The organism is Acinetobacter sp. YH01010, from assembly GCF_013420775.1.
Lineage (GTDB): Bacteria > Pseudomonadota > Gammaproteobacteria > Pseudomonadales > Moraxellaceae > Acinetobacter > Acinetobacter amyesii.
In genome coordinates, this window is sequence record NZ_VOYF01000005.1 from 201465 (window position 1) to 213664 (window position 12200).

Sequence of the window (12200 nt, forward strand, 5' to 3'; positions counted from 1 at the left end):
CTTTATTGTTTTCTGTCTGAATTTTTTCAAAAGCCTGAAACAGTTACAAGATCGATTACATAAATCAGATGAGAAACAGTTTTCTAGAAAAAGGATAATGGCTTTAAAAACACACTTAAGATTTAGATATTTCAATTGTAGAAGTTAAAAATTCAAAGTGACAAAACTGCGAAAGACGTTTTAAGATAAAAACTCGATAGATCGATGTGTTTTTTATATCTCAGCTATATTTTTCTCTAAATTTTAATGACATACTGCTATCCACTAAAATAATAATGAAACCTAAAAGTAATGTTAGAAGAAAAATTAGCGTCTTTTCCTGACGCAGTTTGGGTACAGATTCATTATGATCAAATGCAAGTTTTAACGCGTGATCATCAAATTGTAGCTGAACAAAACTGCCCTCTGGCTTTTATAGAACGTGGAAGTTTTGTCCGAAACTATCATGTTGCAGAACAGTGCTTCAACCAACTCATACAACAGATCCACTTCAAGTGGTATGAGTTTGGACAGCCGGTTATTTTTATTCAGTTAAAAGAACGCTTAAGTGAAGAAGTCAGCGCACTCGAGCTACAAGCCATTCAAGAAATGGCTCTAAGCGCAAATGCACATTTTGTATTTGTTTACGACAAACATGGTATCGCACTCGAAGCAGAAACCATCAAAAATGATGAGTCTCCTTTGCTCAAATGGCTTTTCTGTGGGGTGATCTTGCTCATTTTGCTGATTATCTTTAAATAATCAGCATCATTCATTAGGTTCGGTGCAACTACGACACTTTCTGCTGCTGCAATTGCTCAATACTCGAAATCAAATCGTTAAAACCGTCAATTACTAGCGCTGGTGCAGCCATTTGAATTTCTTCTGTACTACCATAACCATAGCTCACAGCAATACTCGGCACAGCATTACGGCGCGCGCCTAAAATATCGTACTCACGGTCTCCCACCATCACACATTCCTTCGCATCCAACTGTTCTTGCTGCAAAATGTATTCAATTAAATCGCCTTTGTTGGTTCGCTCACCGTTCAGTTCACTGCCATAGATCACAGTAAAATATTTTGCCAAATCAAAATGTTCTAAAATTTGGCGGGCATAGACCGTCGGCTTTGCTGTAGCGACGTACAAGTGAAAGCCTTGCTGTTGTAAAGTTGCTAGAGTGTCGGCAACCGCAGGATACACTTTATTTTCAAATAAGCCCGTAACGGCAAAGCGCTCGCGATAACCAAGTAAAGCCTGATCTGCAAGTACATTATGCATATCGACATTGAGGATTTTGGCCAAAGAGGCTTTCAAAGGTGGTCCAATGATCCAATCGATATTGGTCTCATCCGAAATAGGATGTCCAATTTTCGCCAGTCCATAGCGTGCTGAAGTGGTAATGCCAACTTTTGGATCTGTTAATGTTCCATCGAGATCGATCAATATATTCTTAATCACAGCTTTTACCTTATCCATTCACTTCTGCAAAAATACTATCGAGTGTTCGCTCAAAGTTGCCTATACTATCGCAAATTTTGTGTAATAAGGACATCATTGTGCGCCCTACTGTACTGTGCTTTTCAGGTCTTGACCCTTCAGGTGGTGCAGGACTGCAAGCGGACATTGAAGCCATTGGTCAAAGTGGCGCACATGCTGCCATTGCGTGTACAGCATTAACCGTTCAAAACTCACAACGAGTGTATTCGTTTGAAGCAACCTCTCGTGAGTTATTGCTGGCCCAAGCACATGCTGTCGTCGGTGACCTCCCTATTCGCTGTGTAAAATCAGGAATGCTAGGAACGACTGAAAATATCGCGGCTCTCGCTGAGTTTTTACGTGAACATCCCGAATATCATTATGTTCTCGACCCCGTTTTAGTTGCCAATAGTGGTGGCTCTTTGGGCGATCAAGCAACTTTGGTCAAAGCCTTTGCAGAACTAATTCCACTTGCCACTGTGCTTACACCCAATACCGTAGAATTACGTGCGCTCACAGGTGAAGAGGATATTTCTAAAGCAACTGCGCAACTTTTTGCGATGGGTGCTCAAGCGATATTAGTAAAAGGTGGGCATGAAAATACGCCTGACTATATTCAAAACTCGTTATATGTTCAGGGTGAATTAGTCTCTGAAACCCGTTGTCCACGACTGGATGGGGAATATCATGGTTCGGGCTGTTCATTGGCGAGTTTTATTGCAGGGCGTTTAGCCTTAGGTGATGAGCTCAAAACGGCTGTTCATCATGCCGAAACATGGTTATTTGGTGTGTTGAAAATCGCTGAATCACCGGTTGTCGGTGGACAAAAAATACCAAAACGTTTTTAAAGTACTCGGTTATTTATTTAAACCCCATAGAATAAACCGCTATATCATTTAAAGCCCTGAATATCAGGGCTTTTTCAAATTAAGAGTCGAGTTGAACGCGATAGACCAAGGTTGGAATTTCCCACGCACCACCAGCAAATCCTTTGCACTGTGTGGTTTTTGCCATATAGGTTTGGATAAAACGCTGACCATTCCATGACCACTCCCCCGTACTATGACAGTCGCCAATGCCTCGTCCACGTTGATTGGAGAAAATCTGCCCTTCGCTAAAACCACTTCCGGAAAAGGTCACGGATTGTTTGATTTGCTTTAAATTTCGATCCATCAGCCAATATCCATTACCACTGTTATATGCCCCACGCCAACATGGCACTTCGACCAAGGCATTTTTCCCATTGATTGGAAACACCACGACCCGATCATCCTCTAAGAAATTTGCATCAAAGAGTTGAGGACAATCTTCTACTGTCGTTTTCTTCTTTATCAATCCAAACAATTGTTTGGCTGTGGGCGCATTGACGGCATACCGTGTTTGTAAGCCCTTACTGTAATTTTGAATATTCACTTTCGGAATACTTTTCGGTTTGAGTACATTGGCCGAACTACTATTGGCTTTACGCAATAATGCCGAATTTGTCCCTATGCGCTTTTGAAAATCATCCATACGGAGTAAAACTGCACTAGCGCCCTGCACCGACAATAACCATGTTTTGTTGTTGCCTTTCCACACAATTGGTTGGTTGGCTTGTAAGGCTTGAATCAGTTTTTGAGTTTGAGCTGCACTTAACTGACCTTCCGCAGTTTTGGCATCAAGCTGCACAGTTCCCTGATTTTTACCTAAAATGTAAAGTTGAAGTGGTTGATTTGCCGCATTGAAGGTTTCAGGATCGAGTTTCACTCGTGCGCTGACTTGCGCTTGAGCTCCCGCAGCACGTTGTAATAACACAGAAATAGCGGGCTGATTGCCCTCCGCTTGATAACCTGCAACGCGACAAGTCCCCGTATTATCACAAGCGATTTCCCAATCCTTATGTGAAAAATAGTTTCCTTGAATTTGAGCTAAGCTCACACTACAACCCAATGCAGCAACGTAGCCTAATAGAAGTTGCCAGATGACATTATTTTTGTTCATGTCTTTGGCTCAAAATAATTATATTAGAACCATCTTAAAATGCTTTTCACTGAAACTCCAGTCTAAAAAGATCTGCTGCATCATTTGAAATTATGAAGACGAATCATTCAGTTGCTGTATCTCCTCACATTTTTTTCGCTTCACATTTTCATCACTGAGCGTATTCATCAAATCTGCCGCAAGGCCTTTTAACAGACTCATATCATCATCGGTCATTTGATTCGGCTGCCGATCTAAAACACAAAAACTTCCCAACGCGACCCCATTACGGTCTCTAAGTGCAACGCCTGCATAAAAGCGAATGCGGTTATGCATCAATTCAGGTAAATGCGCAAAGCGTGGGTCACGTTGTAGGTCTTCAATAATCAAGCGTTCATTTTGATACACCAAATGGCTGCAGATCGAGTCTTGCTTGGACTGGCGCACCTGCATCGGTTGCTCGGTAGCCTGAGCCAAAGGGCTACCTGGGGTATAGACCCAGTCTTGCTTGACCCAAGAGATTTGTGCATATTTCACATCGAAGGCTTGTCGGGCTTCTTCAATATATTGTTCATAGATCGGCAAATTCCGCTCATCCAAAACATCCAGTTCTTCTAATGCTTTTAAGCGCTGCACTTCAACGCTAGGATCAGGCTCATCCAACCAAGATTCCCCCTGCTTCAATTGAAAAGCTTCAATGGTTAATAACAAGTCATTCATATTATTGACCACAGCATCGACGGTGAAATTTTCTTTGATCGCATCTAATTGGGATATCTCATCACAGCTCCAAAGTGCAAAAATCAGTTTTTTATCCGGAAACTGTGCCTTAAAAACATGGCTTAGTAGGCGAATTTGAGCTTCTGGTGCCGTATGGAAAATCGAAATACATACGATCTGAATATCCTCTTGGATATCATCCATACTTTGATGCTGATTTTGAATCAATACGTCGCTAAATGCCTGAGCCTGAATACCACTTAAACTTAGCCCATGCGCCAACATAGCCGATACTTGAACATCAATTTCCCAACGTGCGCCGATACATAAAACCTCAGTTTTCTGATCCTCTTGTGCCACTGGATATGCCCGTTAAAAACTATGATTAAACAGCTTTAAGCCTTGATGTAAGCGTAGTCGATGCTCTGCACTAGCCTCGGTGTTGTGTCCGCTCGAAAAAATCCGTATGGCTGGAATCGCCACTTTGGCATAAAACGCATTGACCCGACGTGCCTTAATTTCATCCATGGCATCTTTCGGTAACTTTTCAGCAATAAAAGTCTGTGCAACATCCATGGCATCTTGCACATCATCAGCGACCAATCGCTGATAAAAGCGCTCATGCGGCGCCAATGCAGGTGTACTACCGATCAGGGTTTTAATTAAACCTAAGGATGGCACATAGCTCGAAAGCACCAATAAACACGCGGTTAAAGGCGTCGATAAAATTAAACCAATTGGCCCCCACACCGCCGTCCAAAACATGGCGGCAATAATAATGACTAAGGTCGAAAGTCCAGTACTTCCCCCATATAACCAAGGCTCAATAATATTATTACTGACCAATTCCAAGAGCAGGATTAAGCCGACTGTCCACAGCACCATATTCCATGTGGGATCTACCGCAAAAGCCAATGCAATGGGGAAAATCGCGGAAATCATCGGGCCGACATAGGGAACGAAGCGCATCACAATCGCCACCATTCCCCACATAATTGCTGCCGGAACCCCAATAAACCATAGTCCCAAGGCCATCGGAATACCGTAGGTCACATCGACCATCAGCTGCATACGTAAATATTTACCTATACGATTGGCCGCTTCATCTAAGGCGTCTGTTCCGATATTTAAATTTCCGCCCAGCAGCTTAAGGAACCGATCATGCAAATCTTTCCGATTAACCAAAATCAGAATCACAAACAAAAAAACAATACCCGCAGTTGCCAAAGGATTGAGTACCCGCTCACTCCAAGCCATGACTGCTTCAGCCGTGGTTTGTTGTTGCCCCACCACTTTCACTTGCTGCACTTTAGGATTTTTCTCTTCAGGCACCACATCATCTATCGAGTTTTCAACGGTATCTATGGTGGTTTTTGCGCCATCCCAAACACTTGGGCCGCGTGCAAATTGACGAATAGAATCCATTTTCTTTTGAATTGTGCCCTGATATTGCGGTAATTCTTGGCTTAATTGCCCCAGTTGATAACCCAAATATGAGGCTGCGCCGGACAAAATCGCCAAAGCCAAACCGACCACAATAAATATAGATGGCATCTGTGGTAGTCCCCAACCACGGAGTTTCATCACCAAAGGATCAACTAAAAAAGCCAATAAAATTGCGAGTGCCAATGGAATAAAAATATCTTTGCCAAGATATAAGGCGGCAATCAGCAAACTACCGATGATAAATCCTGCCGTGATTCGAATCACTTTATGTAAATCTGCAGGGGGCATTTGCTTCGATGCGTTCAGATCTTGCAAGCCTTGCTTTTGACCTGATGGTGATGATTCAAAATCTTGCGCTAATTTATTATTTTTATGATCCATTTTCTTATCCTGAACGATGGTCATTATTTTTTAATTTAGGCTGAAGTTTTAGAACTGCATACGAATTTCATGTAATGATTTGCAAAAAAAAACAGAGCGACATGGCTCTGTTTTCATACTGTGTTTTCAGATGAATTAAAAGATAATTACTTTACTTTGATGAGTCACAATATCCACGGGAACAGAAATATGTTGATGAACGATCTTCCATTGAGACTGCGTTTTTTTCATCCCAATGGTATTACGACACCACGAGATCCCCGGCGTCGGTATCCCGCTCTGATCATCAATTTTGGAATAACAGTGCAGAAAGGCAATATCAGGATCTGCATGGATGACCAATTCCCGCCTAAATACCTTTAAGCCTTCACGAAAATACTCCCGATAAAATTCCCACATTTTTTGATATGCCATTAAGCCACGCATTTCACAACTGGCATCAAAAAAGTACACATCTGCTGCGCAGGATTCAGCAATATTTTCAATTTTCAATTGGCAGATGACCTCATCCCAATTGGCTAAAAATTGCAGAATTTCGTCAGCGGCCTGTTGGTCACCAACTATTTTGATTTTATCTTGCATCTCTGGCACCTATTTATTTTATTTTTTATGAAGCATTGTTCTGGGCGGCGTTTGGAAGTTGAATTTTAACGATCTTCCAGCTCCAACCGCGGCGTTGCATACTAAATACGGTATATTTTTCTTCGCTTAGGCCTTGGAGCGGCACATACAGATCAAATCGATTCCAAGCGCTATAGCTGGCTTTGGGTTCAAGTGGCTGGCTTTGCTTTAAAGCAACAGCGGTTGCAGTTTCGTCATTTTTGGATAGTGTTGACGCATAAGGTTGTTCTGCGACCTTATTTTCAGCATGCGTGAATAGTTCAATCCCTGGGCTAATCATGCTCGGATTGGTCAGTTTGGTTATTTCTGGTAGTTGGATCGACTCTTTTAATGCTTTGCCTTGTAAAAGCAGCATGATACTGGTTGGATTGACCAGACTGTCGACTAGCGTTGCACTGAGGACTGTGCTGAGCTGCCCACCCCAAGACTGGGCAAATTCGGGTAAATGCTGTAGCCCAGTTTTCTGTTGAATGAGGTCTTCAACTTGTGGTTTTAGACTCGATTTGACTGCCGCAAAATCGATATATTGAGCAATTTTTTCAGGTTGATTGTGCTCATAGGCTTGACGTATTTGATACAACACCCAATACGGAGACGCAATCATCCAACCCATGACGATGATCAAAATCGTAATGAGCCCATAATACAAAATATGATTCTGCTTATTCATCGTTCACCACTCTAGCCAGTGAAGTTGTGGTACTTCCTTGTACCGTCAAATAAGCCTGATCTGATTGAATAGCGTCCAACCCAACAGCACTTATCTGAGAACCATATTGCTTTTGACCTAGTGATTTTGATGAGCCATCAGGGTTTATTCCCTTTCAACTATCTCTATCAGGTTATTGCAAATTTAAACTGTTAGATCTTTAATTTGGGTACTTGCACCATTGGTTTTAACTGATTCAATGCCTTTATCTCGCGATTGCTCACTGGCATAAAATTGGCTAGTTCCAATAATTTGATGGTTTGCCGCTTTCAAATTGAAATAAGGTTTGCCATTTTTGGCTGTCAGTCGTTCAAAACGGCTGTCATCTCCACTGTTCTTTTGTACAGACTCAATCCCGTTTTGTGCTGATGCTTTCGCTTTGTATAATTCACTCGTTAAAATGATTTCACCGTTACCCGCTTTTAAAACAAAACGGAACTGCTGATCATTAGAGTGACTGATCTCGTACCATCCCGACATAGGTTACCCCTTCATTTTCATTGTTTTATCTATTATTCGATCAGGATTTGTTGTTGGAAATTCAACCTGATCTACAGAATATAAATGAACTCGGTCACATTTTTCAATGTCTTTTTTGATCAGTATAAAGCTCAAAATTTAATCAAAAAGGGATTTTTTAATAAATAATTCCAATAAAAAATAATCCGACCGAAGTCAGATTTCATCATTTTTACAGCATGATGTATTTCAAAATATATGCGCGTTTCTGCATGTAATGAATGTCTTAAGAACTCACGATCTGCTTTGAATACGTCGCTTTATTCATTTCTAAAATTTCCACACAAAGTTGCACTTCTACTACTGAAGCTGTGACATGTTGTTTCAGCACGTCCAATAACAACAATGAAATTTGCTTTTGCACTTCGACCGTTCGACCCGTCAATAATGAAACTTTGGCATGCATATACGCATGTTGAGCGTGTTCATCCAAGCCCACAACAAAATCTTGTTGAGCGACAGCACGGCTCTTAATATCATTGATGGCACTCACATGACCCGATTCAAATAAGGCAGCGTTTAGCGCTTTAAGTAAAGGTCGAGCTTCGACGTCAAGGTTATTGGAATATTCCAAATGAATATGCGGCATAGTAAAGACATTTCAAACCTGTAATGCGTCTATTATGCAGGCTGAAAAGTAAAATCTATAGCGGATTAGATATCAATTTCATGTTTAAGTAGACATCCTAAGCCAAGTGTTGACTTCGCTTAGGATGCTTGAAGGTTGCTTTAGAGCGAACAAAAACGAAACTTAAACTTTTTTCACGTATTCAGATTTGAGTTTCATAGCCCCGATACCATCAATTTTACAGTCAATGTCATGACCATCTGTTGCATCAGCTAAAAGTCGAATATTTTTAACTTTGGTACCAACTTTCACCACTGACGATGAGCCTTTAATTTTAAGATCTTTCACCACAGTAACCGTGTCGCCATCGGCCAATACATTGCCATTGGCATCTTTAATCAGCACCTGTTCATCTGCAGCGCTTTCGCCTTCACGCCATTCGTGTGAGCATTCAGGACAAATCAGTAAGTCACCATCATTATAGGTATATTCAGAATTACATTGGGGACAATTGGGTAAAGACATAAAAGACCTCAAAAAAGATGGATGTAAAAATCCATAAAAACTTAATATAACATTTTTATGTATTTCATGAACTTAAAAACCATAAATATCGTATGGTTTAATCACCTTGTGAAGGTCGTAAATTTCACAACGCTACAGCACTTGAAGGTTTAAATTTTAGATATCTAATGAGGTGTTTAATATTAACGCTTTTAAGATATGCGCATGATTTTTATCCGTATGTTTAGCCGCTGTGAGTAAGGTTAGTGGCTCCTCTTTTTCCCATGCCCGTAGTTGTTCCAACTCGGCTTGATGTGGCTGTATTTCTTGCAAATAGCGCTGTTTAAACTCGTCCCATCGAGAAGCCATTGCCTCATCTTGATGATACCAACGACGTAAATCTGTAGATGGCGTCAATGCCTTCGGCCACAAATCTAGCTCTGCGCTCACTTTACTGATACCACGCGGCCACAAGCGATCGACCAAAATGCGTTTACCGTCGTCTGGGCTTATCTCATCATAAATACGTTTAATGTGTACAGTCATTAAGCCCTCCTTCGCCTATTTATAGTTTTTCGATCATTCTTCAGATTATTCATCGGGGATCGCTGGATTCACTAAAAAAGCCAGCAACTGTAAAGACTCCTGCCACCCCAAATAACAGGCATCAGGTGGAATAACGCTCGGCAACCCTGCCTGTACAATCGTCACTTCGGTTCCTACGGAGACCGCTTTAAACTCAACAGTGACTTCGATTTCACCAGCTAACTCTGGCATATCAAATTGGTCTGTATAGCGCAGTAAATGATTCGGCACGACTTCATGATAATCACCATGAAAAGCGTGTGTGGTTCCCGTTGAAAAATTTTGAAACGACATGCGGTACGAGCCACCTACACGCACATCCGAATGCTCCACATGGGCCGTAAATCCATGCGGTGCCATCCATTTCACCAAAGCATCTGGCTCCACAAAGGCACGATAAACGCGCTCTACAGGCGCACTAAAAACACGATGTAATCGAACAGTATTGCTCATGATGATGTCCTTGTGTCATTGTTTTCACTGAATCATCCACATGCATTCACCCTCGCTTTATCGTCCATTTTTATCACACTGAAACGTTCTAAATGAAACAGCTTTGAGACATGCGAGAAAGGTCATTGCTGTTCAATACTATAGTGAATCCTACAGATTGATCCCATCACTTTAACGCAATGCCGTGTTATGTTTTGTGAGCTGCATTTATATTGATTTTTATAAAAATATTGAAAAATCAAAATTTTACACAATTTCTCTAAAATTTAAATAATAAAAAACCCAGTTGAAAGACTGGGTTCTTATTGCTAAAGATGCAATAGTGAGACTTAGCTCAATTGTGCTTCATCTTCTTCCAGATCATCATCTTCATAGATATAAGCCATACAACCCCAGCCATCATATTCGCCCGAATGTTGTTCCGCAATTTTAATAAACCACTGCTCTAAATCAACGATATCTTCATAATCAGGTTCCATATAGACATAGACCGTGATAATCCATTCCACGCGATCTGATTCTTCATCTTGGAACAACGAAATTTTTTGCTCTTCTTTCAATAAATACAATGCACACTGTTCAGCCTGCGCTTCGTTCGAAAAGGCAATTGAATATTCGATTTCGTGCGGCACAGATAAATCATCACCATCTTGCTGCATCTGCCACAGCACATTGCCATTATCATCATCTGGAAATTGTTTAAAATCACGAGTCATTGTACTTTCCCTTATCGTTTATGAATTTTATTCTGTTGACTTAGATTAACGGATAATTGTTGCAATTTGCATTAGCGAAATCTCTTTAATCAGAAATAGACCGCCGAAGTGATCTTTCTGATAACAATTCAAATTAAACCACAACATCCATGTGGGCCTGAGTTTCTTTAAGATGTAAAACCAAAGCTGCCATTTTCAATTCTTCTAAGCGTAATTGTAGATAACTGTCGAGTACCCGTGCCTGACTAAAATGTACACCATGCGCATTGAGCAAGGTGAAATCATCCGCCAAAGCCTGCAATAGCTCACCTAAGTTTTTGGTATTTAATTGGGCTAAATACAAATCAGCACGACTATTAAACACCAATGTAAATAATTGCATCGCAGCCAAACGACGTTCTTCATCAACATAATTACAGTTTGCAGTCGATTGCTGCTCCATTGCATCAATCATTTTGCAACGTACCGCAGTCAAATTTTGCTTTGCCGCAGATTCATTCATACCATCCATCAGCTGATCTAAAATACTCTGTAAAGGCAAAAAGAACGCTGACTGATAGCCCCGTATTTTGTTGTCCAAAGCACGGTTGATGTTTTCCAAATGCTGCTGATCCAGCGCTTGGCTATATAAACCTTTTAACTCGGCACGGGCTTGTTCCTGCGTTTGTAATTTGGCTTTTTCTTGATATTTGCTCAAATACTGACGCACTTGTTCGATCTTGGCGCGAATATCATTCAACATGATATCTGCATTGGCTTTGGTGACTTCTAACAAGCCATCTGCCTGTAAAGTTCGATACTCAACATATTGTTCAATATCCACAATATGTTGATATTTCGCTACTTTATCGACTTGGATTTTTAAGCCACTGTTTTGAATGCGTAATTGACTGATTTCATAATTCAGTTCATCTTGTTGCGACTCTGTTTCAGCCAGTTTTAACCGCGCACGATCGAAGTTTTCCTGCAGTGAACGTAGGGTTTTATCATTTTTCAATTTGCGGTTATAAACAAAAAGGAGAGCCACAATTAATAGGATGATAAGGACGATTAAAGCAATATTGATCATTTGCCAATCCTCAAAATAAGCTTCAATAATTTAAGTTTATTCCCCAAAACAAACCTAATTTATAAAAATTAAAATCAATAATTTATTTCATATTAGCAGAATAAATGCAAAAAACTGTATTTATCTGACCAAATACACACTTGCACATAATTTAACTAAAATGCTGTTTTAAATCATTTTAATAAAATATTTTTATATTAAAAAAGTAATCATTCAATATTCATTAGAAAATATAATAAAACCTTAAAAATGGCGTTTATTTACTAAAAGCTACAAAGAAATTTAATATCAATCTTTCTAAATTTTTCACATACTTTATAGAGATATTTAAATTATTTATATATCCCCAGAATTGGGGATATAGTAGATTTCTTTCATAAGTCATTTTTCACTCAGCTCCAAGTTATAAATTCCAGCAATTAGATTGAATCTTAATGCTAGTCTTTTGCCTCGATTGCGATATCGCTCAGCAAGAATTTTGAAGGTTTTCA

Annotated in this window: 15 protein-coding genes and 1 pseudogene; 2 read left to right on the plus strand and 14 right to left on the minus strand. The window is 40.2% G+C overall.

Going from position 1 to position 12200, the window contains the following annotated elements; translation table 11 throughout:
• The first annotated feature begins 291 nt into the window (after window positions 1–291).
• The gene (locus FTT77_RS06735; protein WP_180004736.1) at window positions 292–741 is read left to right on the plus strand and encodes a hypothetical protein; all 450 of its coding nucleotides are present in this window, start codon (window positions 292–294) and stop codon (window positions 739–741) included.
• Window positions 742–769: 28 nt separating this feature from the next.
• Here FTT77_RS06735 and FTT77_RS06740 read toward each other — a convergent pair whose 3' ends face one another.
• Complete coding sequence (locus FTT77_RS06740; protein WP_180009333.1) at window positions 770–1441, minus strand: HAD-IA family hydrolase; 672 nt, start codon at window positions 1439–1441, stop codon at window positions 770–772.
• Between the two features lie 98 nt (window positions 1442–1539).
• Here FTT77_RS06740 and FTT77_RS06745 point away from each other — a divergent pair, with 98 nt between their 5' ends.
• Complete coding sequence (locus tag FTT77_RS06745) at window positions 1540–2307, plus strand: hydroxymethylpyrimidine/phosphomethylpyrimidine kinase (protein ID WP_180109097.1); 768 nt, start codon at window positions 1540–1542, stop codon at window positions 2305–2307.
• Window positions 2308–2386: 79 nt separating this feature from the next.
• On the opposite strand, the gene FTT77_RS06750 is transcribed toward FTT77_RS06745, so the two are convergent.
• The 13 genes and pseudogenes from FTT77_RS06750 to FTT77_RS06805 form a co-directional block, all read right to left on the minus strand.
• The gene (locus FTT77_RS06750; RefSeq protein WP_180073869.1) at window positions 2387–3439 is read right to left on the minus strand and encodes a DUF1176 domain-containing protein; all 1053 of its coding nucleotides are present in this window, start codon (window positions 3437–3439) and stop codon (window positions 2387–2389) included.
• A gap of 90 nt (window positions 3440–3529) precedes the next feature.
• Window positions 3530–4498, minus strand: a complete 969-nt coding sequence (locus FTT77_RS17395) for a GAF domain-containing protein (protein WP_373685413.1) — start codon at window positions 4496–4498, stop codon at window positions 3530–3532.
• Between the two features lie 12 nt (window positions 4499–4510).
• Entirely contained in the window at window positions 4511–5965 is a 1455-nt protein-coding gene (locus FTT77_RS17400) for an AI-2E family transporter (RefSeq protein ID WP_257224706.1), read from the minus strand.
• Window positions 5966–6100: 135 nt separating this feature from the next.
• Window positions 6101–6547, minus strand: coding sequence for a nuclear transport factor 2 family protein (locus FTT77_RS06760; RefSeq protein WP_218948513.1), 447 nt, complete (start codon window positions 6545–6547; stop codon window positions 6101–6103).
• 25 nt (window positions 6548–6572) lie between these two features.
• The gene (locus tag FTT77_RS06765; RefSeq protein ID WP_180004734.1) at window positions 6573–7256 is read right to left on the minus strand and encodes a DUF2939 domain-containing protein; all 684 of its coding nucleotides are present in this window, start codon (window positions 7254–7256) and stop codon (window positions 6573–6575) included.
• Window positions 7257–7439: 183 nt separating this feature from the next.
• Window positions 7440–7775, minus strand: a complete 336-nt coding sequence (locus FTT77_RS06770) for a YegP family protein (RefSeq protein ID WP_180109098.1) — start codon at window positions 7773–7775, stop codon at window positions 7440–7442.
• Between the two features lie 265 nt (window positions 7776–8040).
• Window positions 8041–8403, minus strand: a complete 363-nt coding sequence (locus FTT77_RS06775) for a 5-carboxymethyl-2-hydroxymuconate Delta-isomerase (protein WP_180009304.1) — start codon at window positions 8401–8403, stop codon at window positions 8041–8043.
• Window positions 8404–8565: 162 nt separating this feature from the next.
• Window positions 8566–8907: a zinc ribbon domain-containing protein YjdM gene (locus FTT77_RS06780; RefSeq protein WP_168378554.1), complete on the minus strand. Its 342-nt coding sequence runs from the start codon at window positions 8905–8907 to the stop codon at window positions 8566–8568.
• A 156-nt stretch (window positions 8908–9063) separates the two neighbouring features.
• On the minus strand, window positions 9064–9432 hold the full coding sequence (locus FTT77_RS06785; protein WP_180009302.1) for a DUF488 domain-containing protein: 369 nt from the start codon (window positions 9430–9432) through the stop codon (window positions 9064–9066).
• A 45-nt stretch (window positions 9433–9477) separates the two neighbouring features.
• Window positions 9478–9924 (minus strand): SRPBCC family protein, encoded by a 447-nt coding sequence (locus FTT77_RS06790; RefSeq protein WP_078191122.1) that lies wholly within the window; start codon window positions 9922–9924, stop codon window positions 9478–9480.
• A 329-nt stretch (window positions 9925–10253) separates the two neighbouring features.
• The gene (locus FTT77_RS06795; protein ID WP_168378552.1) at window positions 10254–10640 is read right to left on the minus strand and encodes a ribonuclease E inhibitor RraB; all 387 of its coding nucleotides are present in this window, start codon (window positions 10638–10640) and stop codon (window positions 10254–10256) included.
• A 133-nt stretch (window positions 10641–10773) separates the two neighbouring features.
• A complete protein-coding gene (locus tag FTT77_RS06800; RefSeq protein WP_180027254.1) occupies window positions 10774–11709 on the minus strand; it encodes a hypothetical protein in 936 nt (311 codons plus the stop codon).
• A 381-nt stretch (window positions 11710–12090) separates the two neighbouring features.
• A pseudogene (locus FTT77_RS06805) lies at window positions 12091–12200 on the minus strand (IS5/IS1182 family transposase); the annotation flags it as partial.

Bases quoted from the DNA above. Each gene is read 5' to 3' on its own strand.
- FTT77_RS06735 (WP_180004736.1), top strand. From the start codon at position 292: ATGTTAGAAGAAAAATTAGCGTCTTTTCCTGACGCAGTTTGGGTACAG.
- FTT77_RS06750 (WP_180073869.1), bottom strand. From the start codon at position 3,439: ATGAACAAAAATAATGTCATCTGGCAACTTCTATTAGGCTACGTTGCT.
- FTT77_RS17400 (WP_257224706.1), bottom strand. From the start codon at position 5,965: ATGGATCATAAAAATAATAAATTAGCGCAAGATTTTGAATCATCACCA.
- FTT77_RS06760 (WP_218948513.1), bottom strand. From the start codon at position 6,547: ATGCAAGATAAAATCAAAATAGTTGGTGACCAACAGGCCGCTGACGAA.
- FTT77_RS06765 (WP_180004734.1), bottom strand. From the start codon at position 7,256: ATGAATAAGCAGAATCATATTTTGTATTATGGGCTCATTACGATTTTG.
- FTT77_RS06770 (WP_180109098.1), bottom strand. From the start codon at position 7,775: ATGTCGGGATGGTACGAGATCAGTCACTCTAATGATCAGCAGTTCCGT.
- FTT77_RS06775 (WP_180009304.1), bottom strand. From the start codon at position 8,403: ATGCCGCATATTCATTTGGAATATTCCAATAACCTTGACGTCGAAGCT.
- FTT77_RS06780 (WP_168378554.1), bottom strand. From the start codon at position 8,907: ATGTCTTTACCCAATTGTCCCCAATGTAATTCTGAATATACCTATAAT.
- FTT77_RS06785 (WP_180009302.1), bottom strand. From the start codon at position 9,432: ATGACTGTACACATTAAACGTATTTATGATGAGATAAGCCCAGACGAC.
- FTT77_RS06790 (WP_078191122.1), bottom strand. From the start codon at position 9,924: ATGAGCAATACTGTTCGATTACATCGTGTTTTTAGTGCGCCTGTAGAG.
- FTT77_RS06795 (WP_168378552.1), bottom strand. From the start codon at position 10,640: ATGACTCGTGATTTTAAACAATTTCCAGATGATGATAATGGCAATGTG.
- FTT77_RS06800 (WP_180027254.1), bottom strand. From the start codon at position 11,709: ATGATCAATATTGCTTTAATCGTCCTTATCATCCTATTAATTGTGGCT.